At 67.6% G+C, this 26,832-nt stretch carries 23 protein-coding genes and 1 riboswitch; of the genes, 13 read left to right on the top strand and 10 right to left on the bottom strand.

Features of this window, described 5'->3' with window-relative positions:
• Positions 1-122 precede the first annotated feature (122 nt).
• Positions 123-1,973, bottom strand: a complete 1,851-nt coding sequence (gene btuB / locus I6J77_RS00715; RefSeq protein ID WP_204110163.1) for a TonB-dependent vitamin B12 receptor — start codon at positions 1,971-1,973, stop codon at positions 123-125.
• Positions 1,974-2,105: 132 nt separating this feature from the next.
• Positions 2,106-2,338: riboswitch (cobalamin riboswitch) on the bottom strand.
• A 411-nt stretch (positions 2,339-2,749) separates the two neighbouring features.
• On the opposite strand from btuB, the gene I6J77_RS00710 reads away from it, so the two are divergent.
• Together I6J77_RS00710 and I6J77_RS00705 are read left to right on the top strand one after the other, a co-directional pair.
• Positions 2,750-5,830, top strand: a complete 3,081-nt coding sequence (locus I6J77_RS00710) for a TonB-dependent receptor (protein WP_204110162.1) — start codon at positions 2,750-2,752, stop codon at positions 5,828-5,830.
• A gap of 145 nt (positions 5,831-5,975) precedes the next feature.
• Positions 5,976-7,592 carry a sulfotransferase gene (locus tag I6J77_RS00705; RefSeq protein WP_204110161.1) on the top strand — a complete coding sequence of 539 codons (1,617 nt, stop codon included), beginning with the start codon at positions 5,976-5,978 and terminating at the stop codon, positions 7,590-7,592.
• A 35-nt stretch (positions 7,593-7,627) separates the two neighbouring features.
• Here I6J77_RS00705 and nagA read toward each other — a convergent pair whose 3' ends face one another.
• The 3 genes from nagA to I6J77_RS00690 are packed head-to-tail and all read right to left on the bottom strand — an operon-like array spanning position 7,628 to position 10,583.
• Positions 7,628-8,767: an N-acetylglucosamine-6-phosphate deacetylase gene (gene nagA / locus I6J77_RS00700; RefSeq protein WP_204110160.1), complete on the bottom strand. Its 1,140-nt coding sequence runs from the start codon at positions 8,765-8,767 to the stop codon at positions 7,628-7,630.
• 9 nt (positions 8,768-8,776) lie between these two features.
• The gene (locus I6J77_RS00695; RefSeq protein WP_204111348.1) at positions 8,777-9,808 is read right to left on the bottom strand and encodes an SIS domain-containing protein; all 1,032 of its coding nucleotides are present in this window, start codon (positions 9,806-9,808) and stop codon (positions 8,777-8,779) included.
• Positions 9,809-9,830: 22 nt separating this feature from the next.
• Positions 9,831-10,583, bottom strand: coding sequence for a GntR family transcriptional regulator (locus I6J77_RS00690; protein WP_204110159.1), 753 nt, complete (start codon positions 10,581-10,583; stop codon positions 9,831-9,833).
• 222 nt (positions 10,584-10,805) lie between these two features.
• Here I6J77_RS00690 and zwf point away from each other — a divergent pair, with 222 nt between their 5' ends.
• From zwf to I6J77_RS00660, 6 genes are all read left to right on the top strand, one after another.
• On the top strand, positions 10,806-12,269 hold the full coding sequence (gene zwf / locus I6J77_RS00685) for a glucose-6-phosphate dehydrogenase (protein ID WP_204110158.1): 1,464 nt from the start codon (positions 10,806-10,808) through the stop codon (positions 12,267-12,269).
• A gap of 118 nt (positions 12,270-12,387) precedes the next feature.
• Entirely contained in the window at positions 12,388-13,101 is a 714-nt protein-coding gene (pgl, locus tag I6J77_RS00680; RefSeq protein WP_204110157.1) for a 6-phosphogluconolactonase, read from the top strand.
• 145 nt (positions 13,102-13,246) lie between these two features.
• The gene (gene edd, locus I6J77_RS00675; RefSeq protein WP_204110156.1) at positions 13,247-15,064 is read left to right on the top strand and encodes a phosphogluconate dehydratase; all 1,818 of its coding nucleotides are present in this window, start codon (positions 13,247-13,249) and stop codon (positions 15,062-15,064) included.
• 133 nt (positions 15,065-15,197) lie between these two features.
• Positions 15,198-15,845, top strand: coding sequence for a bifunctional 4-hydroxy-2-oxoglutarate aldolase/2-dehydro-3-deoxy-phosphogluconate aldolase (locus I6J77_RS00670; protein ID WP_204110155.1), 648 nt, complete (start codon positions 15,198-15,200; stop codon positions 15,843-15,845).
• 84 nt (positions 15,846-15,929) lie between these two features.
• On the top strand, positions 15,930-16,757 hold the full coding sequence (locus tag I6J77_RS00665) for a TlpA disulfide reductase family protein (RefSeq protein WP_204110154.1): 828 nt from the start codon (positions 15,930-15,932) through the stop codon (positions 16,755-16,757).
• Positions 16,757-17,395 (top strand): DUF998 domain-containing protein, encoded by a 639-nt coding sequence (locus I6J77_RS00660; protein WP_204110153.1) that lies wholly within the window; start codon positions 16,757-16,759, stop codon positions 17,393-17,395. The genes I6J77_RS00665 and I6J77_RS00660 overlap by 1 nt, the downstream gene beginning before the upstream one ends.
• Positions 17,396-17,398: 3 nt before the next feature.
• Here the strand turns inward: I6J77_RS00660 and I6J77_RS00655 are convergent, their stop codons facing one another.
• Entirely contained in the window at positions 17,399-18,103 is a 705-nt protein-coding gene (locus tag I6J77_RS00655; protein ID WP_204110152.1) for an RNA polymerase sigma factor, read from the bottom strand.
• A 53-nt stretch (positions 18,104-18,156) separates the two neighbouring features.
• Positions 18,157-18,783, bottom strand: a complete 627-nt coding sequence (gene folE / locus I6J77_RS00650; protein ID WP_204110151.1) for a GTP cyclohydrolase I FolE — start codon at positions 18,781-18,783, stop codon at positions 18,157-18,159.
• Positions 18,784-18,938: 155 nt separating this feature from the next.
• Between folE and I6J77_RS00645 the strand changes: the two genes are divergently transcribed.
• The gene (locus I6J77_RS00645) at positions 18,939-19,478 is read left to right on the top strand and encodes a DUF4142 domain-containing protein (protein WP_204110150.1); all 540 of its coding nucleotides are present in this window, start codon (positions 18,939-18,941) and stop codon (positions 19,476-19,478) included.
• A gap of 19 nt (positions 19,479-19,497) precedes the next feature.
• A complete protein-coding gene (locus tag I6J77_RS00640; protein WP_239309109.1) occupies positions 19,498-19,836 on the top strand; it encodes a cupredoxin domain-containing protein in 339 nt (112 codons plus the stop codon).
• Between the two features lie 137 nt (positions 19,837-19,973).
• On the opposite strand, the gene I6J77_RS00635 is transcribed toward I6J77_RS00640, so the two are convergent.
• From I6J77_RS00635 to I6J77_RS00620, 4 genes are all read right to left on the bottom strand, one after another.
• Positions 19,974-20,318, bottom strand: coding sequence for a hypothetical protein (locus tag I6J77_RS00635; RefSeq protein WP_204110148.1), 345 nt, complete (start codon positions 20,316-20,318; stop codon positions 19,974-19,976).
• Between the two features lie 37 nt (positions 20,319-20,355).
• Entirely contained in the window at positions 20,356-20,949 is a 594-nt protein-coding gene (locus I6J77_RS00630) for an HAD family hydrolase (protein ID WP_204110147.1), read from the bottom strand.
• 55 nt (positions 20,950-21,004) lie between these two features.
• Positions 21,005-21,814 carry an SPFH domain-containing protein gene (locus tag I6J77_RS00625; RefSeq protein ID WP_204110146.1) on the bottom strand — a complete coding sequence of 270 codons (810 nt, stop codon included), beginning with the start codon at positions 21,812-21,814 and terminating at the stop codon, positions 21,005-21,007.
• A gap of 95 nt (positions 21,815-21,909) precedes the next feature.
• The gene (locus I6J77_RS00620) at positions 21,910-24,354 is read right to left on the bottom strand and encodes a prolyl oligopeptidase family serine peptidase (protein ID WP_204110145.1); all 2,445 of its coding nucleotides are present in this window, start codon (positions 24,352-24,354) and stop codon (positions 21,910-21,912) included.
• A 197-nt stretch (positions 24,355-24,551) separates the two neighbouring features.
• Between I6J77_RS00620 and I6J77_RS00615 the strand changes: the two genes are divergently transcribed.
• From I6J77_RS00615 to I6J77_RS00605, 3 genes are all read left to right on the top strand, one after another.
• Positions 24,552-25,307, top strand: coding sequence for a TonB family protein (locus I6J77_RS00615; RefSeq protein WP_056714099.1), 756 nt, complete (start codon positions 24,552-24,554; stop codon positions 25,305-25,307).
• Positions 25,308-25,377: 70 nt separating this feature from the next.
• The gene (locus I6J77_RS00610) at positions 25,378-26,142 is read left to right on the top strand and encodes an energy transducer TonB (RefSeq protein WP_204110144.1); all 765 of its coding nucleotides are present in this window, start codon (positions 25,378-25,380) and stop codon (positions 26,140-26,142) included.
• A gap of 17 nt (positions 26,143-26,159) precedes the next feature.
• The gene (locus I6J77_RS00605; RefSeq protein WP_204110143.1) at positions 26,160-26,822 is read left to right on the top strand and encodes an alpha/beta hydrolase; all 663 of its coding nucleotides are present in this window, start codon (positions 26,160-26,162) and stop codon (positions 26,820-26,822) included.
• Positions 26,823-26,832: the final 10 nt, after the last annotated feature.

Raw genomic sequence — 26,832 nt, 5'->3', positions numbered from 1 at the left:
GGGCGTCCCGGCGCCGGCAATGCACCCGGCAAGGACACGAACATCCCTGTTCGTTCCGCCTGCGTTCCGTCGATGGCGCCGAAGCGCCGGCTTCCCTGCCGGCTCGAACTTCGCCGGCCGACTCAGCGTGTCGCGGGGCTGTAACGCAGGGTCAGGAAGCCGCTGCGCCCAGGCTGGTTGTAGTACCAGACCGTTTCGTACTGGCGGTCGAACACGTTGGCGATGCGCGCTTCCAGCTGCCAGCCCGGTGCGAAGTGCCAGCTGGCGCGCAGGTCGGTGGTGGAGTAGCCGCCAAGCGCATGACGGTTGGCCGCATCGTCGAAGGCGCGCCCGGCGCCGTTGACGGTGGCGCCGATGCCCCACTCGCCGATGCGGCGATCCAGATCGATCCGCGCCGTGTGTTCCGGGCGCCGCTGCAGCACCCTGCCGTCGTTCACGCCGCCGTCGTCGTTGCGCGGCTGCAGCCAGCTGGCATAACCCTGCAGTTGCCAGCCACCGAGGTTCACGCCGAGCTGGCCCTCGACACCGCGGATGCGCGCCTTGCTGACGTTCATCGGGAAGTAGTTGCTGTCCAGCGCGATCAACTGGTCGATGCGGGTCTGATACGCGTTCACTGCCCAGTTCCACGAGCCCAGCTGCCGGCTCAGGCCCAGCTCGGCGCTGCGCGACTTCTCCGGCTTCAGGTCCGGGTTGCCGCTGCCGTAGGGGTAATACAGGTCGTTGAAGGTCGGCGCGTGGAACGCGCTGCCATAGCTGGCCGACAGCTTCAGCCCGCCATCGAAGCGATAGCCCCATGCCGCCGCGCCGGTGTCGTGGTCGCCGTACTGGCTGTTGTGGTCGCGCCGTGCGGACAATTGCACTTCGTTGCGGCCGAACGTGCCCTGGTACTGCACAAAACTGCCGGTGTCGTGACGGCGGGTGGCCAGGAAGCCGGTGTCGCTCTCGATCTTCTCGCCCTGCCAGTCCACGCCCAGCGTCAGCAGCTGGTTGTCGGCGAGGCTGACGTCGTTCTGCCACGAAGCCTGGTTGCGCTTCGACCAGATGTAGCCGACGAAGCTCTCGTTCTCGTAGTTGTCGTAGCGGTCGATGTTCTGGCCAGCGCTCAAGGTGGTCTTCCACGCCTGCAGCGGATTGAAGCTGAAGGCGGCACCGGCGGTCTGCTGCACGGTGCGGCTGCGGTTCTGGTAGCTGCCGTCGAAGTGGATCTCGCCCAGGCTGCGCAGCCAGCTGCCGCGCAGTTCGGCGCCGTTGTCCCAGCGGTAGCCGCCATTGGCCACCAGGTTCTCGTTGCGATAGGGATCGTTGTCGGGCTCGTCGGTGTAGCAGCCGGCGAACACGGTGCCGGCGCCGACCCGGCAGGAGTTGATGCCGCGGGTGTGCTGCGCGCCCACCGCGAGGTTGTACCAGGCGTGTTCGCTGCCGCCGGACAGGCCGAACTGGCCACGCAGCAGGTTCTGGCTGCCGGTGGTCACGCTGAACGAGGGCCGCAGGGCACCGTCCTGCGAGCCGCGCCGGGTGAAGATCTGGATCACGCCGCCGATCGCGTCGGCGCCGTACAGGCTGGAACGCGGGCCACGCACCACTTCGATCCGCTCGATCTGTTCCACCGGAATCTGCTCGAACGCGGCCAGGCCGCTGCCGATGCCGCCGATCCGCACGCCGTCGACCAGCACCAGGCTGTGCGCCGAATTGGTGCCGCGCAGGAACAGCGAGGTCTGCTGGCCATAGCCACCGGCGTTGGCGAAGCTCACCCCGGGCAGGCCGGTCAACAGGTCCGCCAGCGACAGCGGCTGCAGCCGTTCGATGTCGGCGCGGGTGATCACGCTGACCGACGACAGCGCGTCGTCCACGGTGATCGCGGTGCGCGTGGCGGTGACCACCACGGCGCCCGGATGGGCCGCTTCGCTCTGGTCGGCGGCGTGCGCCGCCAGGGTGCAGCCAAGCAGCGCCGCTGCCAGCAAGGTCTTCTTCATGTCGGTTCGTTTCCTCAAGGCGACGCACCCGCGCGCCGCCATCAATGTCATGGGCCGGAAGCGCGCAGGAGGAAGACGGAACGACGGGCAGGCAGGAACGACCGACACGTGGTTCGGCCTCGCCCACCGCGAGCCACCAGGAATCGTTCGGGCCGGTCTCCGGGCTGGCGAGCGGCATGCCGTGATGCGCATGCCCCGAACGACGCCTTCCCGTGCCTTGCACAGTGGCATTCGCCGCTCGTGGATCTCGCTTACCGTTGCGGGGGCAGCGCCGGCCTTGCAGTGTGATCGCACACCACGCACCGGCTTCCCGTTTCATCCCTTGGCTTGTACGCCGGCGGGACACCTGAACCGCGCAACTCTAGCGCCGGCGCCGGGTTGCCGCAATCGAGCCGTGGCGGCGCGGAGATCCATCTGCGGGAGACCGGAGTCCCGCCATTAATGCTCAAGTCAGCTTCCGCGAGAAATTGTCGGTATTAATCCATTAATCGAAGAATCTTGCGATTAATGCGCAAAAACATCGCAAATTTTTACTGACCAATAATATTTATTGAACATTTTGTTGACGTCGACATTTGTGTGGATTTACCTTCGGGCAGAAGGTTGCTGGACGTCGCGGGTACGGGGCTGATGCCCGGCTATCTGCCTGAACGACCGGAACATTCGTTGATCGCCACTCTGCCTTCAACCGGCCCGCAACCAGTTTGCAGTTCAATCATTTGACTGATTTACGTCACTCGGCTTTCGAGCCTTTCATCCGGGGAGATTCATTACCAATGAGCAAGCAGAATAAAAACCGCAATCCGGGCTGGCGCCATACCGCGCTGGCGCTGGCCTTGAGCATGAGCCTTGGCGGTGTCGCCATGGCCCAGTCCACCACCGGCTCGATCTTCGGCCAGGCACCGGCCGCCGCGGGCGAAACCGTCGTTGCCACCAACACCTCCGGCCTGACCCGCGAAGTTGCCGTCGACAGTTCCGGTCGCTTCCAGATCAGCAACGTGCCGGTGGGTGTCTACACGGTCTCGCTCAAGAAGGACGGAGCCGTCGTCGATTCCCGCAAGGTCTCCCTGGCACCCGGCGCCGGCAGCACGGTCACGTTCAATACCGAAACGACCTCGCTCGGCGCGGTTACCGTGCAGGCCAATGCCTTGCCGGCCATCGACGTCTCCAGCGTCAACTCCAGCACCGTGATCACCGCCGCGGACCTGCGCAGGCTGCCGGTGACGCACAGCGCCGAATCCATCGCGCTGCTGGCCCCGGGCACCGTCAGCGGCAGCAGCTACTTTGCCAATGCGGTTGCCTTCGGCGGCTCCAGCGTGTCCGAGAACGCCTACTACGTGAACGGTTACAACACCGGCGAACCGTACCGCAACATCGGCGGCTTCCAGCTGCCCTACGGCGCGATCGACCAGCAGGAAACGCTGACCGGTGGTTACAGCGCCAAGTACGGCCGCTCCGACGGCGGCGTGATCAACCAGCTCGGCAAGCGTGGCACCAACGAATGGCACTTTGGCGCCCAGGTCTCCTGGCAGCCGAAGTACCTCGAAGGCACCCCGAAGAACAACCGTTACGGCAATCCGTCCATTCCTGCGTCGGTGGCCAATCCCAACAGCATCGACGGCCTCACCCACTACCAGCTGGCGGATGACACCAAGCCCGGCACGTTGCACCAGTACCGCAACGACAACACCGAGTGGGAGACGGTCTACTCGGCTTATCTTGGCGGCCCGCTGATCAAGGACAAGCTGTTCATGTTCCTGGCCGCGGAAACCACCAAGACCAAGTCCACCAACGTGCAGGACGTGGACACCGCCAAGGTCCAGTACAACCAGGACCGCAACACCAAGATCTACGCCAAGCTGGACTGGAACATCACCGACAGCAACGTGCTCGAACTGACGGCATTGAACAACCGTAAGAGCACCGGCATGGGTTCGACCTACAACTACGACTACGACACGCTGCAGGCGACGGATTTCTCCTCCGCCAACGACGTGACCAAGGACAACGCCCAGTTCTACATCGGTCACTTCACCAGCTACATCACCGACAACGCCACGCTGAGCGTCCTGTACGGCAAGGCGGACTTCGATAACCCGACCATCTACGGCAACACCAGCCCGCTGCCGTTCATCTCGCAGGCAACCAACCAGAACCCGGCCTACTGGGTGGGTGGCTCGCCGATCCGCAACAACCAGACCAACACCAGCTGGGCCTCGTCGAATGCCTCGAACTCGACCCGCGGCCTGCGTGTCGACTTCGACTACCACCTGGGTGACCACGACCTGGCCGTTGGTATCGACAACATCAAGAACGCCGCCCAGAACCAGGGTCCGTCGCAGGTCAATCCGAACAACCCGGCGCTGAACTACTACTGGCGTTACTACGCCGACGGCACCGTCCGTTCGCGCGAAATCGGCTGGCAGACCAGCATGACGATGTCGCAGAAGGCCTACTACCTGCAGGACGCCTGGCAGGTATCGCCCAACGTGCTGCTGAACATCGGCCTGCGCAACGATCACTTCACCAACTACAACAATGTCGGCAAGGCGTTCGTCGACGAGAAGAACCAGTGGGAGCCCCGCATCGGCGCAAGCTGGGACGTGAACGGCGACTCGACGTTCAAGATCTATGGCAACGTGGGTCGCTACTATCTCGCCCTGCCGGACAACGCGGCCGAGCGCGCCGCGAACGTTTCGACCTTCCTCACCACCCACTACAGCTACACCGGCATCGACCCGGCCACGGGTGTCCCGACCGGTCTCCAGGTGCTCGACCCGACCACCTCGCCCGATGGCGAGTACGGTCTGCCGAAGGATCCGGAGCAGGTCACCGCGCGCAACCTGAAGCCGGAGTACCTGGACGAGTTCATCGTGGGCTTCGACAAGCAGCTCAACGCGAGCTGGAACTACGGCGCCAAGGCCATGTGGCGTGACCTCAAGACCGCGATCGACGACGAGTGCTCGCCGAGCCAGATCGCCGCCAAGATGGCGTCCAATGGCCTGAACCCGGATGACTACTCCGATTCGCTGTACGGCCCGGCCTACTGCCGCCTGATCAACCCCGGTCTGACCAACGACATGCTGATCCGGGCAAACGCCGGCAGCGGCGCCAGCGACACGATCGTGTCGATGAGCACCAAGGACTGGGGCTACAGCCAGGGCGTCAAGCGCAAGGTCGGCTCGCTGAACCTGTACCTGGAGCATCCGTTCGACGGCAAGTGGCAGGCGCGCATCGACTACACCTACAGCCGCGGCTTCGGCAACACCGAAGGTCAGGTGCGTTCGGACTTCGGCCAGGGTGACGTTTCCAAGACGGAAGACTGGGATTCCTGGCAGCTCATGGATGGCCAGAACGGTTCACTGGCCAACACGCGCAAGCACCAGCTCCGCATCCGCGGCAACTACCAGATCTCGCCAGAGTGGCTGGTCTCGGCGACCCTGCTGGCGCAGTCCGGCATCGGCAAGTCCTGCCTTGGCTACTACGGCGCGGATGGCGTAGGCGATCCGAGCGGCTACAACGCCGGCGGCAGCGGCAACTACCACTGGTGCGGTGGTACCCGCGTATCGCCGGGAGATCCGGGACATACCCCGTGGACCAAGCCGCTCAACCTGGGCATCCACTACATGCCTGAGTTCGCCCAGCACAAGCTGGCGTTCAACCTGGATGTCTTCAACGTGTTCAACGAGCAGAAGGCCACCCAGACGGATCCGATCGGCGAGTCGGCCTATAACGGCGGCGTGGATGCGAATGGCGATCCGGCGGCCGATACCGTCTACGTCAACAACAGCTACGGCGACGCCGTGTTCTACGAGGCACCGCGCACGGTGCGTCTGTCGGTCACCTACGATTACTGATCGCTCGGCTTGACTGAAACATGAAAGCCACCGGCTCCGGCCGGTGGCTTTTCCTTGTCCGGCGCCGGAACTTCGGCAAGCCCGTCGTGCCGACCCGGCCACGTCGGCAGAACCCGGCGCTTTCACTGTGACGTACCATGCCCGAATGAATTCGCCCGACGCCTCCACCGCGGAAAGCGGCCTGCGCCAGCAGGCCAGGCAGTGCATCGACACGCAGCAATGGGAGGCGGCGCAGGCAACCCTGGAGTCGCTCGCCACGCTGGTACCCGAAGACGCGGGAGTGCTGGTCGAACTGGCCAACGTCGTCTTCCGTCGCGGACGACTGCGCGAATCGGCCGCCCTGCTGCTGCGCGTGGGGCGCCGGCTTCCGCGTGATGCCCGGCTGATCATGACCGTGGCACAACGCCTGGTCGCCGTGGGCGAAACTCTCGCCGCGCGCGGTTGCCTCGACCTGCTCGCGCAGGCCCCGGAGCCGCCGCCCGAACTGCTGGTGGCCCAGGCGCACCTGCGCTTCAGCCTCGGCGAGATCGCTCCGGCGAAGACCTTGCTGGAACGGGCGCTGGCCGCCGGCGTCGACTCGCCGGGCGAGCTGCACCTGCATGCGATGCTGCTCCAGTTCAGCGGCGACATCGAGGGCGCCTGCACGGTGCTGGAGGAATGCCTGCGACGCTGGCCGAATTTCGGCGATGCGGCGATGGTGCTGGTCAATCTGCGCAAGCAGACGCCGCATGCCAACCGGCTGGATTTCGTGCAGGAACAATTGCGTCAGCTGCCCGCGCAGGACCGCGATCCCGGCGCCAGGTTTGTCCGCGCGGAATTCGAGTACGCGCAATTCAAGATCCTCGACGATCTCGAACGCCAGCAGGAGGCATGGGACTGCCTGGCGCGTTGCAACGCCATCATGCACGAGCTCAACCCGTACAACGCCGAGGGCGAAGCTGCGGTCACCGAGGCATTGATCCGGATGCCGGCGCTCGGCGACGCCACCGCGGCGACATCGTCGCCCGCATTCGAGGGCCCCACACCGATCTTCATCGTCGGCATGCCGCGCTCGGGCACCACCTTGCTCGACCGCATGCTGTCCAGCCATTCGCAGGTCGCCTCCGCTGGCGAGATCATCGACTTCTGGCGCCAGTTGCACTGGATGGCGGACGTGCCGCCGGCCAAGGCGCGGGGTCAGCTGAAGGTGATCGAGCGCAGCGCTGATATCGACTACGCCGAACTGGGCGCACGCTACCTTCGGCAGACCCAGTGGCGCGCCCACGGTCGCGCCTGCTACATCGACAAGCTGCCCGCCAACATCCAGATGGTCGCGTTCATCCGCAAGGCCCTGCCGCACGCGCCGATCCTGCACATGGTGCGCGACCCGGTCGACACCTGCTTCTCGAACTTCAAGGCCATGTTCGGCAATGTTTCTCCCTACAGTTACGACCTCCAGGCACTGGCGCATTACTACCGCCAGTACGCACGTCTGAGCCGGCATTGGCACGACCATCTTCCCGGCGCCATGCTCGATGTTTCCTACTCCGCGCTGGTGCGCGACCCGCAGCACACGCTGCGCCAGGTACTCGAGCATTGCGGGTTGGCGCTGGAAGCAAGCTGCCTGCGTCCCGAACTCAATGCCTCACCGGTCGCCACGCCGAGCAGCGCCCAGGTGCGCGAGTCGATCCATACCCGCGGGGTGGGTCAGTGGCGTCACTATGCGAAGCAGCTGGAGCCCTTGCGCCGGGCGATCGCCGAAGACGACTCCGCCACGGCCTGATCATCGCCCGCGCGGTAACGACGACGGCAACAGCATCATGAAGCCACGCCGCCGACCCAGCCTTGCTGCACGCGGCACTCGTCGTCGAGCACGACCAGGTCGGCGCGATGGCCCGCTGCGATGCGGCCGTGGCTTTCGCCGAGGCCGAGGAAATCCGCCGGATAGGTGCTGGCCATGCGCGCCGCCTCGTCAAGTGGCAGGCCGAGCAGGTGCACCGCGTTGCGCACGGCCGTGGCCATGTCCAGCGCGGAGCCGGCCAGCACGCCCTGGGCGGTCTGGCAGATGCCGTCCTTCACGATGATGGTTTCGCCGTTGAGCATGTATTCCGGGCTGTCGGCGCCCACCGGCGGCATCGCGTCGGTGACCAGCAGCATCTTGCCGCGCGGCTTGGCGGCGATCGCCACGCGCAGGCTGGCCGGGTGCACGTGGTGGCCGTCGACGATGATGCCGCACCAGCTGTCCGCGTCATCCAGCGCCGCGCCGACCACGCCGGGCTCACGGCTGCCGAACGGGGTCATCGCGTTGAACAGGTGGGTGAAGCCGCGCACGCCGGCATCCAGCGCGGCGCGGGTGGTAGCGTAGTCGGCGGCGGTGTGCCCGGCGCAGACCACCAGGCCAGCGTCGACCAGGGCGCCGATGCTGGCCAGCGGCACCTGGTCGGGCGCCAGCGTGATCAGCCGCACGCCCCGATGCGGCGCGCACAGCAGCGCCATCTCGTCACTGCCGGGCGCGTGGAAATACTTCGCGTCGTGCACGCCCTTGCGCGCCGGGGCCAGGTACGGGCCTTCCAGGTGAATGCCCAGCACGCCGGGCACGCCTTCGGCCAGCGCCTGCTCCACCGCCGCCAGCGCTTCGCGCATGACTTCGACGCGGTCGCTGATCAGCGTGGGCAGGAAGCCGGTGGTACCGAACCGGCGATGCGCCGCGCCGATCCGGCGCAGGGTTTCCACCGTGGGCGCCTCGTTGAACAGCACGCCACCGCCGCCATTGACCTGCACGTCGATGAAACCCGGCAGCAGCGTCGCGCCGTCAAGATCGTGCTGCTGCGCCTCGCGCACGCGGGGATCGGCGGGCGGCAGCAGGTCGACGATGCGTTCGCCATCGAGCAGCACGGCAAGATCGTCGCGCCAGCCGTCGGGGGTGAGTACGTGGGCGTTGGTGAGGGCGGTCGTCATGGCGATTTCCTAGACCGTCTCGGTGACCTTGTTGAGGTGCGGCGGTACGTCGGGGTTGAAGCCGCGGCGCAGCGACAGCTCGCTGGCGGCGCGGTAGAAGCTCTGGATGATCAGCAGCGGCGTGCACAGCGCGGGCAGCCCGCCGGCCACTGCCAGCATGCCGGTGCCGTGCAGGCCGGGCGCGGCCACGAACACCTGCGCGCCACGGCCGCGGAACTCGTCGGCCACCGCCAGCGTGCTGGCCAGGGTGTCGTCGTCCTGTGCAAAGCACAGCACCGGGAAGTCCGCGCCGACTAGGGCCATCGGGCCGTGCTTTACCTCGGCCGCGCTGAACGCCTCGGCATGCAGGCCGCAGGTCTCCTTGAACTTCAGCGCCGCTTCCAGCGCGATGCCCAGGCCGAAGCCGCGTCCGACCACGAACAGGTTGTGCGCGTCGACCAGGCCATGGCTCAGCGCCGACCAGTCCGCGTCCCAGCCGGCGCGCAAGGCATCGGGCAACCGCTGCAAGGCCGCACCCAGCTCGTCGTCGCCGCGCCAGCGCGCGCACAGGTGCAGCACCGCGGCCAGCGCGGCGATATAGCTCTTGGTCGCGGCCACGCTGCGCTCGGGCCCCGCGTGCAGCGGGATCACCGTGTCGGCCAGCGCCGCGAGCGGCGAATCCTCCACGTTCACCAGTGCCACCACGCGCGCGCCGGCGATCTTCGCCGCCTGCGCATTGCGCAGCAGGTCGGGACTCTTGCCCGACTGCGAGATCGCGATGAACAACGCCCCTTGCCACTGCTGTTCGGCCGCGTACACCGAGGTCACCGAGGGCGATGCCGATGCCGTGGCGATGCCGAGCTGGGTCTCGAACACGTACTTCGCATATGCCGCCGCGTGGTCGGAACTGCCGCGCGCGCAGGTGACGATGAAGCGCGGCGGCTGCGCGCGCAGCGACTGCGCCAGCGCGGCGACCACCGCCTCGTTGGCCGCGAACTGGCGCGCGACCACCTCGGCGGACTCCTGCGCTTCGCGGTACATCAGGGTGTCGCGGGCATGCATGGCGGATGTGTTCAAGATGGCCTCAGTCGGTCTGCAGTTCGGCGACGAAGTCGTAGATGTCACCGCGATACCAGGAACAGGTGAACTCGACCACACGGCCGTCGTCCAGAAAACTGCGCCGCTCGATGCTCAGGCCGGCGCTACCCACGCCGACGTGCAGCAGTCGCGCCTGTTGCGCGTTCAGCGATACCGCGCGCAAGCGCTGCAGCGCGCGACGCGGGCGCGCATTGAGCTTCTCCAGCGCTTCATACAGCGAGTCGTGCACCAGCAACGGATCGGGCAGCACGCTGGCCGGCACCACGCTGCGCTCGATCGCCAGCGGCTCGTCCTGGCCATAACGCACGCGATGCAGGCGCACCACCAGCGAGCCGGGCGACAGGTTCATCGCCATCGCCTCTTCCGGGGTGACTTCGCCGATGCCGCGCTCGAAGAATTCCGAACGTGGACGCAGGCCGCGTTCGCGCAGGTCCTCGGTGAAGCTGGTCAGTCGCGACATCGGCTTGACGATGCGTTCGGCGATGAAGGTGCCGGCGCCGTGGCGTTGCGTGAGCAGGCCCTCCTCGACCAGGCCGGCGATCGCCTTGCGCACGGTCACCCGCGACAGCTTCAGCACCTGCGACAGGTCGCGCTCGCTGGGCAGCGCCTGGCCCGGCTCGATGTCGCGGTGCTCGACGATGTTGCGGATCGCCCGGCGCAGGCGCAGGTAGGCCAGCGGCTGGTGCGTGGCCGGATCCTGGCAGATCCGGCGATATTCGTTGGCCAAGGCGATTTCCATTCGGTAAAGATACCAATGGCAAACCACTGACCGCAAGGCCGGGCCGGCAACCGGTCGTTTCAGATGCAACCGATCGCGCCGCACCGGCCTGCCCGCCGGATCAAATGAATTCGTATGCAGCCCCGTAGTCGTTCTGGTATTTCACTGGTACTATCAACCCTCCTTCGGGCAAGACGCGCCATCCGGCCTTGCCCGCCAGCCGGCATCGTTCGAGGTGACTGCGTGACTGCTTCTACCCAATCGGTTGATCCGTTCGACCTGGTGATCTTCGGCGGCACCGGCGACCTCGCCCTGCGCAAGTTGCTGCCCGCACTTTTCCACCGCTTCCTCGATGGCCAGATCCCCGGCAGCAGCCGCATCGTCGGCATCGCCCGCGAGACGCTGGACGACGCGGGCTACCGCGCCCAGTTGCGCGAGGCGCTGATCGGCATCTGCGATGCGCGCCAGCTCGACGTATTCCTGCAGCAGGTGTTCTACCGCCCGCTGGATGCGCGCAAGGACGAGGGCTGGGACGACTTCGCCGCCTTCATCGGCAGCGAACCGGAACATGTCAGGGTCTTCTACCTGTCGACCTCACCCGAGCTTTTTGTCGACATCTGCACCCGGCTCGGCCACTACAAGCTCAACGAAGGCGCCTCGCGGGTGGTGCTGGAAAAGCCGATCGGTCGCGACCTGGCCAGCGCGAACCAGATCAACGACGCGGTCGGCAAGGTGTTCAGCGAATCGCAGACCTTCCGCATCGACCACTACCTGGGCAAGGAGACCGTGCAGAACCTGCTGGTGCTGCGCTTCGGCAACGCGCTGTTCGAGCCGCTGTGGAACGCCGGGCACATCGACCACGTGCAGATCACCGTGGCCGAAACGCTGGGCGTGGGCCACCGCGGGTCCTACTACGACCGCGCCGGCGCGCTGCGCGACATGGTGCAGAACCACATGCTGCAGCTGCTGTGCATGGTGGCGATGGAACCGCCCTCGTCGCTGGCGCCCGATGCGGTGCGCGACGAGAAGCTGAAAGTGCTGCATTCGCTGAAACCCATCGACGAAAGCAACGTCAGCCAGCTCACCGTGCGCGGCCAGTACCGCGCCGGCGTGGCCGACGGCGCCAGCGTGCCGGGCTATCCGGAGGAGCTGGGCAACAACAAGTCCAACACCGAGACCTTCGTGGCGCTGAAGGCGGAGATCGCCAACTGGCGCTGGGCCGGCGTGCCGTTCTACCTGCGCACCGGCAAGCGGCTGCCCAGCCGGGTGTCGGAGATCGCGGTCACCTTCAAGCCGGTGCCGCATTCGATCTTCGGCGGCGACGCCGGCACGCTGGCGCAGAACCGGCTGGTGCTGCGGTTGCAGCCGGACGAAGGCGTGAAACTGTGGCTGACCATCAAGCATCCCGGCCCCGGTGGCCTGCGCCTGCGCCACGTGCCGCTGGACATGAGCTTCGCCGAGGCCTTCGGCGTGCAGCAGCCGGACGCGTACGAACGCCTGCTGCTCGACGTGGTGCGCGGCAACCCGACCCTGTTCATGCGCCGCGACGAAGTGGAAGCGGCCTGGCACTGGGCCGGTCCGATCCTGGCCGCCTGGGCCGACAGCGGCGAGCCGCCGCGGCCGTATACCGCAGGCAGCTGGGGGCCGAGCGCCGCGGTGGCGCTGATCGAACGCGACGGCCGCACCTGGAACGAAGACGGTGAGTAAGTCGTCCTCGCGCCGCACGATTCACTCCGCCATGCCGACGCGTGACACAGACTGCAGCCTCCTTCCCGAAGCGACGCGCACCGGCATCCGCTGACTGCCCACGGCGCCACCATTCCTCATGACTCCATCACTCAACGTCACCACCCACAGCTTCACCGACTGCCGCATCCAGGCCACCGCGCTGGCCGAACGCATCGCCGGGCGCCTGCGCACGGGGCTGGCCGAACGCGGCCACGCCGTGCTGGCGGTCTCGGGCGGCAGCACGCCGAAGCAGTTGTTCGAACAGCTGTCACGCGAGCAGCTCGACTGGAGCCGGGTGCAGGTCACCCTGGTCGACGAGCGCTGGGTGCCCGATACCGACGAACGCTCCAACGCGCGACTGGTGCAGTCGCTGCTGTTGCAGCACGCCGCCGCCGCGGCGTCCTTCGTTCCGCTGTACACCGGCGATGCCAGCCCCGAAGCGGGACTGGCCACCGCCAGCGCACGGATCGGGGCGCTGCCGCTGCCGTTCGACGCCGTGGTGCTGGGCATGGGCGACGACGGTCACACCGCTTCGTTCTTCCCCGGCGGCGACCACCTGGCCGAGGCGCTCGATCCCGATGGATCGGCGCCGGTGCTGCCGATGCATGCCGCAGGTGCGGGCGAGCCACGCATCACGCTGACCCTGCCGACCCTGCTGCAGACCCGGGCGCTGTACCTGCTGGTGACCGGCGAGAAGAAGCGCGACCTGCTCGCCGATGCACGCCTCGGCATCGGCGCGGCGCGGGACTATCCGGTGCGCGCGGTGCTGACCCAGCAGCGCGTGTCGGTGGCGGTGTACTGGTGCCCTTGATGGCGAGAAGTGAGTGGAGAGGAGTGAGAAACGAGAGAGAGCCGGAGCCAGAGCTCCTGTCCCATGCCTTGGCGCTGGTTTCTCTCACTTCTCACTCCTCGTCTCTCGTTTCTCGCTCCTCCCCACTCACTTCCGGATTTGAATCATGACCACGCTGCATCCCGTCGTCGCCGAAGTCACCGAACGCCTGCGTGAGCGCAGTCGCGAGACGCGCGCGGCGTATCTGAAGCGCATCGACGCGATCGACCGCAGCGGACCGCAGCGCGAGCATCTTTCCTGCGGCAACCTCGCACACGGCTTCGCCGCCTGCGGCACGGACGACAAGGCCGCGCTGCGCAGCGGCCGGCGCGCCAACCTGGCGATCGTCACCGCGTACAACGACATGCTCTCGGCCCACCAGCCGTACGAGCGCTATCCCGCGCTGATCCGCCAGATCGCCCGCGACGCCGGCTTCACCGCCCAGGTCGCCGGCGGCGTGCCGGCGATGTGCGACGGCATCACCCAGGGCCAGCCCGGCATGCAGCTGTCGCTGTTCTCGCGCGACGTGGTGGCGCTGGCCACCGCGGTGGCGCTGTCGCACGACATGTTCGACGGCGCGCTGTTCCTCGGCATCTGCGACAAGATCGTGCCGGGCCTGCTGATCGGCGCGCTCTCCTTCGGCCACCTGGCCGGCGCCTTCGTGCCGTCTGGGCCGATGCCCAGCGGCATCCCGAACGAGGAAAAGTCAAAGGTGCGCCAGGCCTACGCCGACGGCAAGGCGAGCAAGGCCGAACTGCTGGAAGCCGAGGCAGCCTCGTACCACAGCGCCGGCACCTGCACCTTCTACGGCACCGCCAACTCCAACCAGATGCTGATGGAGATCATGGGCCTGCACCTGCCCGGCGCCAGCTTCACTGCCCCGGACACGCCGCTGCGCGACGCGCTCACCGCCGAAATCGTGCGCCGGGTCGCGGCGCACAGCGCGCTGGGCGAGGCCTTCCTGCCGCTGGGTCACATCATCGACGAACGCGCGATCATCAACGGGGTGATCGGCCTGCACGCCACCGGCGGTTCCACCAATCACCTGCTGCATCTGGTGGCGATCGCGCACGCGGCCGGCATCCAGCTGCGCTGGGACGATTTCGACGCGCTGTCCGGCGTGGTCCCGCTGCTGGCCCGCGTGTACCCGAACGGGTACGCCGACGTGAACCAGTTCCACGACGCCGGCGGCATGGCCTTCCTGATCGACCAGCTGCTGGGCGCCGGCCTGCTGCACGCCGACGTGCAGACGATCTTCGGCACCGGCCTGGACGGCTACGCGCAGATCCCGCAACTCGACGAGGCCGGCGCGCTGCACTGGGCGCCGGTAGCCAAGCAGAGCGGCAACCGCGGCGTATTGCGCGGCATCGACGAACCATTCCGCGCCGACGGCGGCCTGCGCATGCTCGAAGGCAACCTCGGCCGCGCGGTGATCAAGGTGTCCTCGGTGCCGGACGACCGGCTGCTGATCGAGGCGCCGGCGATCGTGTTCGACGACCAGGACGACGTGGTCGGCGCGTTCAAGCGCGGCGAACTCAACCGCGACTTCGTGGCGGTGGTGCGCTTCCAGGGCCCGCGCGCGAACGGCATGCCCGAGCTGCACAAGCTCACTCCCACGCTGGCCCTGCTGCAGGATCGCGGCCACCGCATCGCCCTGCTCACCGACGGCCGCATGTCCGGCGCCTCCGGCCGCGTGCCGGCGGCGATCCACGTCACTCCCGAGGCGGTGGCCGGCGGCAACATCGCCAAGATCCGCGACGGCGACATGATCCGGCTGGACGCGGCGAATGGACGTCTGGACGTCCTGATGGAAGCGCACGAGCTGGACGCCCGCCTGCCGCACGTGGCCGACCTGTCGCGCGAACACAGCGGCATGGGCCGCGAGCTGTTCGGCCTGTTCCGCCAGGCCGCCGCCAACGCCGACCTCGGCGCCGGCGTGCTGTAGCCTTTGCCCCCTCCCCTGCAAAGCAGGGGAGGGTTGGGGTGGGGTCGCTCTTGATCTTCCTCGCCACCCTGAGCAACCCCCTCCCAGCCTCCCCCTGCATGCAGGGGGAGGAGTCCAAAAACCGGAGCCTCACGTGACCACCTCCATCGAACAAAAGCAGCAGCAAGTCGAATCCCTGATGCGACTGGCGCCGGTGATCCCGGTGGTGATCATCGACGACGCCCGCCACGCCGTGCCGATGGCGCGAGCACTGGTCGCCGGCGGCATCCCCACCATCGAGGTCACCCTGCGCACGCCCGCCGCACTGGACGCAATCCGTGCGATCGCCGCCGAGGTGGAAGGTGCCGTGGTCGGCTGCGGCACGGCGCTGACCGCGCGTGACCTCGAAGCCGCGCGGCAGGCCGGTGCCCGCTTCGCCGTGTCGCCGGGCACCTCGCCACGGTTGCTCGATGCGGCCGACGACAGCGAGCTGCCGCTGCTGCCCGGCGTGGCCACCGCCAGCGAGGCGATGGCCCTGCTCGAACGCGGTTATCGCCACCTGAAATTCTTCCCCGCGGTGCCCGCCGGCGGCACCAAGTTGCTCGGTGCCTGGGCCAGCCCGCTGCCGCAGATCCGCTTCTGTCCCACCGGCGGCATCAGCCTGGCCAGCGCGCCGGAATTCCTGCGCCTGCCCAACGTGATCTGCGTCGGCGGCTCCTGGCTTACCCCGGCGGACAAGCTCGCCGCGGGCGACTGGTCCGGGATCGAGCAGCTGGCCCGCGAGGCCGCCGCGCTGTCCTGAACGTCCGTCCCGGGCGCCGAACCGGTTAAGGTGGGCCGTACCCGGCGCGGCCCACGCGCGCCTGTTCGGCCAGGACTTCATCGCGTGAATCTCGGACCACTCGCTCTTTCCTCCGGCCTGCTGGCCTTGCTGTTCGGCGTGATCGCCGCGCTGGCCACGGCCGGCTTCCTGCATCGGCGTGGCTACGCCGACACCGGCAACCCGCTGTTCCTGATCCTCGGCCTTGGCCTGCTCGGCGCGCGGCTGGCCTATGTGGCCGGCTGGTGGCCGCAGTACGCGCAGCAACCGCTGAGCATTTTGAACATCCGCGATCACGGCTTCGATCCGCTCGCGGGCACGCTGGGCGTGATCGTGGCCGCGCTGCTGGTCGGCTGGCGCCGGCCATCGCTGCGGCGTCCGCTGGCCGCCAGTGTGGTCATCGGGATCGCGGCCACGGGCTTCGCCGGCCTGCTCGCCTACAAGCTCACCGCGCAGGCGCAGGCGCCGCTGCCCACGCTGCAGCTCGGCGATCTCGACGGGCGCGCGGTGGATGTCGAAAGCCTGCGCGGCCAGCCCACGGTGATCAACCTGTGGGCCACCTGGTGCGGTCCCTGCCGGCGCGAGATGCCGGTGCTGGCCGAGGCGCAACGCACGATGCCGCAAGTGCGTTTCGTGTTTGCCGACCAGGGCGAGTCCGCGGCCACGGTGAAGCAGTTCCTGCAGGCGCAGCAACTGACGCTGCAGCACGTGCTCACCGACGAGAACCTGCAGCTGTCGAACTACTACAACGTGCGCGGCTATCCGACCACCTTGTTCATCGATGCCCGCGGCCGGCTGCGCGACACGCACATGGGCGAACTGTCGCCGGCGACCCTGGCCGATCGCCTGCAACGCATCGAGGCGGATCTGCCGCCGTCCCCCGCGAGGCGCTGATGGGACGGTCGCACGCACCCACGCCCGCCACGCTCGGCCACATCGCGCTGGCCGGGCTGTTGTTCTTCATCCTGGCTGCCGTGGCGGTGCAACTGCTGCGCAGCGACATGGACTGGCGGGATGCGCCGCTCAGCTTCTACCTGCTGGATGCGTACGGCCACTGGTTGCAGGCCGCCTACGTCGTGCTGGCCATCGCGCTGTGTGCGCTGGGCGCGGGTTACTACCGGGCGCTCGACGCGCGCCAGCGCAGCGCGGCGCCGTGGCTGCTGTTCACCGCTGCCGGCCTCGGCCTGTGCGTGACGGCGCTGGCGCACAGCAACCTGCCCGGCCGTGCGCCCACGCTGGAAGGTTTCGTGCACGGCGTGGCGGCGCAGGCGGCCTTCCTGTGCGTCACCGTGGCCGCGCTGCTGCAGTCGTGGCGGCTGCGCGTCGATCCACGCTGGCGCCGGCGGTTCGCGCCGGCCTTCGGGCTGGCGCTGGCGGGCTTCGCCGCGATCTGGGTGGATGCGCTGTGGCATGGCATGCCGCGCGGGCTGGAGCAGCGGCTGGTGATCGCGCTGATCCTGGCGTGGCTGCTGTTGGCGGCAAGTTGGCTGTGTCGTGATCGGACGGCGGCCGCCCGCGAATTCCCGCTGTAACCCTCAGCCGGCCAACTCGCTTTCCAGTCGCGCCATCACCGCGTCGGTGACGCGGGCGCAGCGCTGGCCCATGAACGGGAAGGCTTCGCCCATGGTGGTGGCCAGCTGATCGTGCAACGCGGCGCGCAGCAGGCGCCGGGCGCGATGCAGCCGGGTCTTCACGGTCTCCGGCTTGATCGCCAGCAGGGTCGCGGTTTCCTCCACCGAACACTCTTCCACGTCGCGCATCATGTACACGGTGCGGAACGCCGGCGGCAGTGCGTCGATGGCGTGTTCGAGCAGGCGGCGGATCTGTGCGCGGGCGGCGGACACGGCAGGGTCCTCGCTGCCGAACTTCGACGGAAACTGGATGATCTGGTGGCTGTCGTCGGGCGCCGCGTCGACCTGCTCCAGGCCCACCATGGTGTGGCGCTTGCGCAGCCGGCCGCGCGCCTCGTTCAGCACGATGCTGGTCAGCCAGGTCAGCAGGGTCGAGTCGCCGCGGAACGAATCCAGCTTGTGATAGGCACGCATATACGATTCCTGCAGCACGTCTTCCGCTTCCGAGTCTTCGCCGAGCACGGCGCGCGCCACGCGGAACAGCCGCTGGTTGCAGCGCTGCATGATGTGGCGGAACGCCTCGCGATGGCCGGCGCGGACCTCGGCCACCAGCGCGTGGTCGTCCAGCGCGGCGTAATCAATGGATGCGAGATGGGCATGGCCTGACATGGTTTTCTCCTTTTACACCGATCCGATGCGGCAGGGCGCTCCGGGGTTCCCGTTCAGCCGGCCAGCGCCGCCAGGATTTCCCGCCGCCGCGGCTCCCGGGCGAATTCGCCGAGCAGGCGCCGGGTCTGCATCGACACCCCGTGCGCGCGCACCCCGCGCGACGACAGGCAGGCGTGGCTGGCCTCGACGATCACCGCCACGCCCCGCGGCTGCAGCACCCGGGCCAGGGTATCGGCGATCTCCGCGGTCAGCCGCTCCTGGATCTGCAGACGGCGACCCAGCGCCTCGACCAGCCGCGCCAGTTTGGAAATGCCCACCACGCGCCGACTCGGCAGGTAGGCGACGTGCACCACGCCGGCGATCGCCGCCATGTGATGCTCGCAGGTCGACTGCAGCGGAATGTCACGCAGGATCACCACCTCGTCGTAACCACCGACCTCGCCGAAGGTGCGGCTGAGCAGTTCGGCCGGATCCTGCCGGTAGCCGGCGAACCATTCCTCGTACGCCCGCACCACGCGGGCGGGCGTGGCCAGCAGGCCTTCGCGGGCGGGGTCGTCGCCGGCCCAGCGGATCAGCGTGCGGACGGCGGCCTCGGCCTCGGCGCGGGTGGGGCGCGGGCAATCCGCGATCGGCAACGGCGCAGCGGCGGCGGGCGTGGGGTTCTGATCCAGTTCGAGCATGCGGGCGGTATCGGTGGGATGACAGCTGATCCGATGCAGGCGCCCCGCGCGAGGTTCCCGCGGCGCCCGCTTCGCCGGCCGGAACCTGTGCCCCGCTGCTGCATCTCATGGGCGCCGGCAGCAATGCCGGCCCCCTTCCTCACGGAGCATTCGTCATGACCAAGTCCCTGTTCGCCCTCGTCCTCACCCTCGGCCTGGGCAGTTTCGCCAGCGCATACGCCGCGCAGGCACCGGCCGCAGCGCCCGCGATCAACGACGCGCAGATCGCCCACATCGCCTATACCGCCGGCGTGATCGACGTCACCGCGGCGAAGCAGGCGCTGCAGAAGTCGCACAACAAGGCGGTGCGCGCGTTCGCCGAGGAAATGGCCCGCGACCATGCCGCGGTCAACGACCAGGCGTTGGCGCTGGTGAAGAAGCTGGGCGTGACCCCGCAGGACAACCCGACCAGCCAGTCGCTGGCCGGCAACGCCGCGGCCGAGCAGAAGAAGCTGGCCGCGCTCAGTGGCAGCGCCTACGACAAGGCCTATGCCGCCAACGAAGTGGCCTACCACAAGGCGGTCAACGCGGCCCTGGCCGACACCCTGATCCCGTCGGCGCAGAACGCGGAACTGAAGTCGCTGCTGGAAACCGGGCTGAAACTGTTCCAGTCGCACCAGATGCATGCCGAGCATCTTGCGCAGAGCCTGAAGTAGGGAGAGCGCGATGCTGCGCATGACGACACTGCTGTGCGGCCTGTGGCTGCTGGCGGCCGCCTCGCTGCCCGTCGCCCCGGCCGCCGCTGCGCCGGCGCCCGCGGCGCATGCCGCGCGGGTGCACGTGATCATGATCGACAAGATGCAGTACGGCCCGATGCCGACCGGCGTACGCGCCGGCGACATCATCGAATGGACCAATCATGACATCCTCGAACACAGCGTCACCGCGCGTGACGGCAGCGTCGATCTCGACCTGAAGGCCGGCGCCAGCGGACGTTTCACCGTCGCCGCCGGCAGCCACACGTACTTCTGCAAGTTCCACCCCACCATGACCGCCACCCTGGTGGTCAGGTAATGGTGGTCAGGTAATCCGGCGGCAAACTCGCCACCCCCGAGGCTGCAGGTCCGCTCTGGCCACCTGCGGCGTCGCCGGCTTCCCGGCCATGACACGCGCCCCACCCCGGCCCGTCGTGGCCGGGTTCTTTTTGCGGCTCAGCCGCCCGGCGGAGTGCGGGTCAGCTCCACGCCATCGACCACCATCTTCCAGGCGCCCTGGTCCTGGTGCGGCGGCACCGACACCACGAAGGTGGTCTTGACCGGGCCGACGCCGACCACGAAGTTGTCGCCTTCGAACCTCTGCAGCGGACCATTGACCGAGGTGCTGCTGCCGTCCTGCATGCGCTTGTACTGGACGTTGCCGCCCGCGGTGATCAGCAATGCCATCTTCTGCGCCCGCCAGTAGCCCGCGTAGGCCGCCTTCTCCGGCGGCAGCGGCTTGGCACAGGCGGCCAGCAGCAGACAACACGACGCGAGCACACCTATCCCTTTGTTGCGCATGTTTCCCCCATGCAGGCATTCGCCCTGCGCTGCGTGATCAGGCCACTTCCCGCCAGTTGAAATACTTTCGGTCAGCGATGCGCAGCAGGTCAAGGTCTTCGCTGGTATCGCCATAGGCGTAGACGCGGTCGAAATCGCCGCGGTTGTACCGCTCCAGCACCCGGCGCGGCTTCTCCGCACCCACGCACTGGCGGCCACGATAACGGCCGCTGTAGCGGCCGTCGACCCGCTCCAGCTCCGAACAGATCAGCGCCAGTCCGTGCTGCTCGCACCAGTGCCGCAGGTAGACGTCGAGCGCGCCGGAAACCACCACGACCACGTCGCCCTGCGCCTTGTGCCAGGCGATGCGCTCCATCGCCTGTGCGCGCAGCACGCCCGGCAGCACTTCGCGCGCAAACCGTTCCCCGGCCTGGTCCAACCGCGCCAGCGGTTCGTCACGAAAGCCGAAGCGCACCACCTGCGAGCGGATGACGTTGCTGGAGACCAGCCCCAGCTTGTAGCCGATCACCACCGGCGCCAGCAGCACCCTGCCGGCAGCCAGCCGCCGCGGGGTCACCGCGAAATGCATGAAGTCGGAAAACATTTCGCGGCTGGTGATCGTTCCGTCGAAATCGAACAGGGCAAGATTCATCGGCAACCATTCCCTTGGCATGCGGCGCGCACGCGTCGGCGTGCGGGAGGTCGGCTCATTTCACGTTGACCACCGGATCGACCGCGCTGCCGATGATGAAGGTGCACTTCGCATCCTTCACCGCACACACTTCGGTCTGCATCTTGATGCGTTCCATCTCGACGAACTGGGCCGGGCTGAGGTTCATCGCCAGGCGATAGGCGTTGTCTGCCTCGGCGCGGCTCTGCTCAGCGGCCTTGCGCGATTGTTCGGCCAGGTCGCGCTTCTGCTCGGTCAGCACGCGCTGTTCCTGCTGCGCGGTTTCCACGCGCTGGTTGCGCACCGCGTCGGGCGGATTGGCCTTGCCCACGGTGATCTTGAGCAGGCGGATCGGCAGCCTGTTCTGGTTGAGGTATTCGGTCATCTCGCGGCTGACTTCGCTGTCGATCTCGTCGATGGCGGTGGTCTGGATCGCCGTCTCGTTCATGCCGTGCTTCTTCACCGCCGAACGCACCCGGTTGAAGAACTCCTGCTCCACGTTGTTCTTGTACCAGTCCTGGCCGAAGTTCTTCACCAGCGCCACCGGATCGGTCACCTGCAGGCGGATGATCGCGTGGAAATCCAGCGGCACACCGTCACTCGACATCAGGTCGCCGAAGTTGCCGTCGTACTGCTGCGGAAACATGTTGACGTAGATGCGCTTCGTGGAGAACCACGTATAGGTCAGGCCGGTGGTCACCGGCTGGTCGCGCACGCCACCGTGGCCGAACAGGACCGGCTTGTCGATCAGCACGGCCTGCTGGCCGGCATCCGGCGACACCACGGTGCAACCCGTGCACGCCAACAGCATCGATGCCGCGATCGCGGCGAAACCCGACTTCTTCATGTCTTCCCCTGATGTCCCGTTGTGGCGCTGCCCCGGCTCCATCATGCAACAAGGCCGCCGGCACCGGAATGCCGACGGCCCTCGTGCGCCCGCCTTCAGTGCGCGACGGAAGCGTCCTTCACCGGCTTCACATACGTCTCGAACAATTCGTCGATGCGGCGGTATTCGTCGTGCCACGAATCGGCGTGGACGAAGCCGTGGCGCTCCATCGGGTACAGCGAGATCCAGAAGTTCTTCTTGTGCAGTTCGATCAGGCGCTGGTACAGGCGGATCGAATCCTCGGCCAGCACGTTGTCGTCGATCAGGCCGTGCTGGATCAGCAGCGGATCGCGCAGATTGTCGGCGTACTCGATCGGCGAGCTGGTCTTGAACGCCTCAGGATCGAGCTGCGGGTCGTTGAGGATGTCCGAGGTGTACTCGTGGTTGTACAGCGTCCAGTCGCTGACCGGGCGCAGCGCCGCACCCGCCGCGAATTCGCCCGGCGCGCGCAGCAGGGCCATCTCGGTCATGAAGCCGCCGTAGCTGCCACCGTAGATGCCCACGCGCTGCGGATCGACGTGGTGGTTCTGCACCAGCCAGGCCTTGCCGTCCAGCAGGTCTTCCAGTTCGGGATGGCCCATCTGGCGGTAGATCGCGGTGCGCCACGCGCGGCCGTAGCCCTCGGAGGCGCGGTAGTCCATGTCCAGCACCACGTAGCCCTGCTGCACCAGCAGGTTGTGGAACATCTGCTCGCGGAAGTAGTTCGACCACGACAGCGTGACGTTCTGCAGGTAGCCCGCGCCATGCACGAAGATCACCGCCGGCTTCGAGGCGGCGCTCTCGTCGGCCGGACCGTAATACTTCGCGTAGATGCTGCCGGCGCCGTGGCTGGACTTCACCTCGACGATCTTCGGCGCGATCCAGGCGCGGGCGGTGAACGCCGGCTTCATGGTGTCGGTCAGCTCGCGCGGCGCGCCGCCCGCGGACGGCTGGACGGCCAATTGCGACAGCACGTAGGGCGAGGAATGCAGCACGGCCAGCCGGGTGCCGTCGGGCGACAGCGCGAAGTCGTCCATGCCCTGGTAGTTCGTGACGCGCTCCAGTTGCCCGCCTGCGGAGGGCACGCGGTAGACGTCGTAGCTGTACGGCGCGGCCTGGTTGGTGCGCAGGTAGAACCAGTGGCCATCCTCGCTCAGCTGCGGATGACTGGTTTCGAACGAACCGCTGGTCAGCGCCCTGGGCTTGCCGTCCAGCGCCTTGGTATAGAGATGCGAATAGCCGTCCTGCTCGCTAAGGTACCACAGCGTGCGGCCGTCCTTCAGCCAGCCGAAATCATTGAAGTTCCAGTTGATCCAGGCGGGGTCGGTGAGTCGCTGCTGGTTCACCAGCGCGTGTTTCGCAAAATCGACGCTGGCGATCCAGCGGTCCTTGTTGTCGATCGCGCGCAACTGGATGGCGAGGTTGCGGCCATCGTCGCTCCACACGATGCCACCGCCACCGCCGTCGTCGGCGCTGGAGATGATGCGCACGGCGCGCACGGCGGGCGCCTTCAGCGCCCTGGCCTGGTCGTCCTTGCCGGCCTTCTGCAACGCGGCGATGGCCTTTGCGCGCAAGTCTTTCAGGGGATCGTCCTTGATGCCCGGCAACATGTCGCTGGTCAGTGGCCACGAGCGGTGACTGGCCAGGTCGAGCAGCAGCAGCGACTGCGGCGCCGGATCGTTGCGACCCACGTAGACGCGGGTCTCCTGCTGCTCGGCATAGCCGGAGTCGGTGACGTAATGGGTGAGCTCGGGTGCCTTGCCCGCCTCGTGGTCTTTCGGCATGGTGACCAGCAGCAGCCAGCGGCCATCCGGCGACAGCTCGCTGTCGACCAGGCTGACCTGGTCGCCGAGGAAGAACGGCGCCGGCACCCGGCCCGGATCGGCGGCGGCCAGCGTCTTCTCCTGTTCATGGCGGGCCTGCTTCTCGTCCCTGATGTCGCGCAAGGTCTTGAACAATTCCAGCTGGCGCGCGCCCAGCGCATCGGGCTGCTTTGCCTGCGGATCGTCGACGAACTTCAGCACCGCCGCGGGCGCGGTGACGCCGCTGGCCAGGTCGTGGCTGTACCAGTCGTTGCCGTCGCGGAACTGCAGCGCGCGGCCATCGGCCGAGAAGCGCGGCGCGGATTCCTCCTGCGGCGTGCGGGTGACCTGGCTGCGCCGGCCACTGGCCAGGTCGACCATGAAGACGTCGCCATGCAGGACGAACGCCGCGTGCCGGTGCTCGCGATCGAACACCGCCGGGCCGTCCGCCTGCGCCAGTGCCGCCGGGTCCAGCTTCACGCCCTGGCCACCCGCCGGATCGACGCGGTACAGATCGCGCAGCTGGCTGCCGTCGCGCTTCAGCGAGTAGTAGACCTGCCGACCATCCACGCTCCAGTACGGCGACTCCACCGCCTGGCCGATCCAGTCGGGGTTGGCCATGATGGTTTCGAGGTCGAGCGGCGTCGACGCCGGTGCGGCGGCCACTGCCAGCGGCGCGACGGTCAAGGCAACGAGAGCGGCAAGCAGCAATCGACGCATGGATTCCTCCCGGACAAAAAGCCAGCATAGCCGAGCCGACACGCCGAAGCCGGAGCACCGTGCCAAAGGTCAGGGATCGCCGGTCCGGCGCGGGCCGCTCCTCTTCGGTCGATGGTGCGGTACTGGTACAAAGCTCGCCGTCCGCCGATGATGTTCCTCGGCGGACGCTCGGGGCGACGCCCACAGGGAGGCAAGACATGAGACATTTCCTGATTGGCGCGGCCTTGCTGCTGGCCTGCGCCCAAGCGGTGCACGCCGACGAGGTGCGCGAGGCTTATTTCGCGATCGGCGCCGACGTGGATGCCGGCGGGCACGTCACGGCCACCGAGCCGGAGGCCGACGTTCCGGCGCCCCTGGCAAAGATCCTGGAGGCCGCCGTGAGGCAATGGCAATTCGTGCCGGCCACGGTGAATGGTCAGGCGGTGGCGGCGCACACCTTCGTGAAGCTCAAGTTGCGGGTGACTCCCGATACCCGCGGCGGCCATGACGTCCGGATCATCTTCCAGGGCAACGGACCGCGACTGGCCAAACATAAATTGCTGCCGAAGTACCCGGTGAAAGCCGTGAGCATGGGCCGGGCCGGCTTTGTCTACCTGGACGCCACCGTGCAGCCGGACGGCCATCTCAGTGACATGAAAGTCAGCAACCGGTTCGAGGAGTGGCCGGCAGACAAGGTCTTCTACGCCGCGGTGCTGGCCGCGGCCAGGCACTGGAACGCCGACCCCGAACAGGTCGAGGGCAAGCCGGTGGCCACGCGCCTGCGCATTCCGGTGAACTTCACGCTCACCCCACCCAACTTCACCGCCCGCCAGCTCGCAATCCTGCGGGCGGACCAGCAGAAGGAAGCCGCCGAGGATGCACGGGCAGGCATCCCGCTGCCATCGGAGCAGGAGGTGGCGCTGGACAGTCCGCTCCAACCCAGCCGCGTGGCCACGATCATCGCCGGCCCATGAGCCTGCGCGCGATCGGTACGATGCCAGCACGCAGATTGCGGGCGGCAACACCGCAAGGGCAGGAACATCCATGACGAAAGGCCTTTTCCTCTGCGCTACCCTGCTGCTGTTGTGGGCGTTGCCAGCACGCGCAGCCGACACGCGCACACAGGTATTCGTCATTGGCGCGGATGTGAACGCGCAAGGCGAGGTAACGCAAACCCAGCCGGAAGCCGACACCGCCAAACCCCTCGCTGCCGCGCTCGACCTGGCACTGAAGCAGTGGCGGTTCGAGCCGGCGCGTCAGGACGGAAAGGCCGTACCCGCACACACCTTCATCGAGGCGAGACTGGACGCGATCCCCGAAGACAGCCGCAACTACACGCTGCGCATCAGCTACGTGCGCCACGGACCGACATGGGATCGACGGCTGCAGCCGAGCTATCCCGCCGTCGCCATCGGGCTGGGCGCAACCGGCCTCGTCGCGATGGCCGGCACGGTTCGGCCAGACGGCAAGATCAGCCTGACCGATGCGCGCAGCGTCGTCAGCGGCGGACGCGGCCGTCCTTCGTTGTTGAAGGCGGCCGCCACCGACTGGTTCCAGCGACATGCCGTCAGCCCGGAAACCGTCGATGGCCATCCGGCGGCGGCCCGGATACGGGCGTACATCGAATTCCGCCTCGATGATCGCAACCAGGCGAAGCGCGCCAGCCCACCACCCCACAGCGAAAAGGAAAGGGCGGCGCTGCTGCAGGTCGGCTTCAGGGACACCGGCGACCATACCCGGATGGAAACACCGGAAATTTCCAGCGTGCTGCAGGTACGCTCGATCGATCCGGTAACCATGCAACCCTGATCACGAGAAAACTCCCCATGACCCTGCCCGCCGTCGAACACGAAACCGCCGCCCATCCCACCCACAGCGTCATCTGGCTGCACGGGCTGGGCGCGGACGGCCATGACTTCGCGCCGATCGTGCCGGAGCTGGTCGATCCGGCATGGCCGGCGCTGCGCTTCGTGTTTCCCCATGCGCCGGTGCGGCCGGTGACGATCAACAACGGCATGTCGATGCGGGCCTGGTACGACATCACCGGCTTCGACCTCACCTCGCGCCAGGACGAGGCCGGCATCCGCGCCTCGGTCACCGCCACCGAGGCGCTGATCGCCCGCGAGCACGAGCGCGGCGTGCCTGCCGAGCGGATCATCCTGGCCGGCTTTTCGCAGGGCGGTGCGATCGCGCTTTCGGCGGGCGTCCGCCATGCGCAGAAACTGGCCGGCATCGTGGCGCTGTCCACCTACCTGCCGATCTCCGCCACGGTGGCCAGCGAGCGCCATGCGGCGAACGCCGCCACGCCGATCTTCTGGGGCCACGGCACCGCCGATCCGGTGGTCGTGCTGCAGCGGGGCAGCGACTCGCGCAACGCGCTGCAGGCGCTGGGCTACCCGGTGGACTGGCACACCTATCCGATGGCCCACGCGGTCTGCGCCGAGGAGATCGGCGACCTGCGTCACTGGCTCGGCCAGCGGCTGGCCTAAGCCGGCTTAA

Origin of the sequence: Rhodanobacter sp. FDAARGOS 1247 (assembly GCF_016889805.1) — a bacterium.
In the GTDB taxonomy this organism is placed as follows: Bacteria; Pseudomonadota; Gammaproteobacteria; order Xanthomonadales; family Rhodanobacteraceae; genus Rhodanobacter.
This window is presented reverse-complemented; position numbering and strand designations above follow the sequence as displayed.

Excerpts from the sequence above, each read along its gene's own strand:
- I6J77_RS00695 (WP_204111348.1), bottom strand. The coding sequence starts at position 9,808 with ATGCATGCCCGCGACACCCTGATGTACCGCGAAGCGCAGGAGTCCGCC.
- I6J77_RS00625 (WP_204110146.1), bottom strand. The coding sequence starts at position 21,814 with ATGAAGAAGTCGGGTTTCGCCGCGATCGCGGCATCGATGCTGTTGGCG.
- I6J77_RS00605 (WP_204110143.1), top strand. The coding sequence starts at position 26,160 with ATGACCCTGCCCGCCGTCGAACACGAAACCGCCGCCCATCCCACCCAC.
- I6J77_RS00610 (WP_204110144.1), top strand. The coding sequence starts at position 25,378 with ATGACGAAAGGCCTTTTCCTCTGCGCTACCCTGCTGCTGTTGTGGGCG.
- I6J77_RS00660 (WP_204110153.1), top strand. The coding sequence starts at position 16,757 with ATGGGACGGTCGCACGCACCCACGCCCGCCACGCTCGGCCACATCGCG.
- folE (WP_204110151.1), bottom strand. The coding sequence starts at position 18,783 with ATGCTCGAACTGGATCAGAACCCCACGCCCGCCGCCGCTGCGCCGTTG.
- I6J77_RS00615 (WP_056714099.1), top strand. The coding sequence starts at position 24,552 with ATGAGACATTTCCTGATTGGCGCGGCCTTGCTGCTGGCCTGCGCCCAA.
- I6J77_RS00710 (WP_204110162.1), top strand. The coding sequence starts at position 2,750 with ATGAGCAAGCAGAATAAAAACCGCAATCCGGGCTGGCGCCATACCGCG.
- I6J77_RS00640 (WP_239309109.1), top strand. The coding sequence starts at position 19,498 with ATGACGACACTGCTGTGCGGCCTGTGGCTGCTGGCGGCCGCCTCGCTG.
- pgl (WP_204110157.1), top strand. The coding sequence starts at position 12,388 with ATGACTCCATCACTCAACGTCACCACCCACAGCTTCACCGACTGCCGC.
- I6J77_RS00620 (WP_204110145.1), bottom strand. The coding sequence starts at position 24,354 with ATGCGTCGATTGCTGCTTGCCGCTCTCGTTGCCTTGACCGTCGCGCCG.
- nagA (WP_204110160.1), bottom strand. The coding sequence starts at position 8,767 with ATGACGACCGCCCTCACCAACGCCCACGTACTCACCCCCGACGGCTGG.
- I6J77_RS00655 (WP_204110152.1), bottom strand. The coding sequence starts at position 18,103 with ATGTCAGGCCATGCCCATCTCGCATCCATTGATTACGCCGCGCTGGAC.
- I6J77_RS00635 (WP_204110148.1), bottom strand. The coding sequence starts at position 20,318 with ATGCGCAACAAAGGGATAGGTGTGCTCGCGTCGTGTTGTCTGCTGCTG.
- edd (WP_204110156.1), top strand. The coding sequence starts at position 13,247 with ATGACCACGCTGCATCCCGTCGTCGCCGAAGTCACCGAACGCCTGCGT.
- I6J77_RS00630 (WP_204110147.1), bottom strand. The coding sequence starts at position 20,949 with ATGAATCTTGCCCTGTTCGATTTCGACGGAACGATCACCAGCCGCGAA.
- I6J77_RS00705 (WP_204110161.1), top strand. The coding sequence starts at position 5,976 with ATGAATTCGCCCGACGCCTCCACCGCGGAAAGCGGCCTGCGCCAGCAG.
- I6J77_RS00690 (WP_204110159.1), bottom strand. The coding sequence starts at position 10,583 with ATGGAAATCGCCTTGGCCAACGAATATCGCCGGATCTGCCAGGATCCG.
- btuB (WP_204110163.1), bottom strand. The coding sequence starts at position 1,973 with ATGAAGAAGACCTTGCTGGCAGCGGCGCTGCTTGGCTGCACCCTGGCG.
- I6J77_RS00645 (WP_204110150.1), top strand. The coding sequence starts at position 18,939 with ATGACCAAGTCCCTGTTCGCCCTCGTCCTCACCCTCGGCCTGGGCAGT.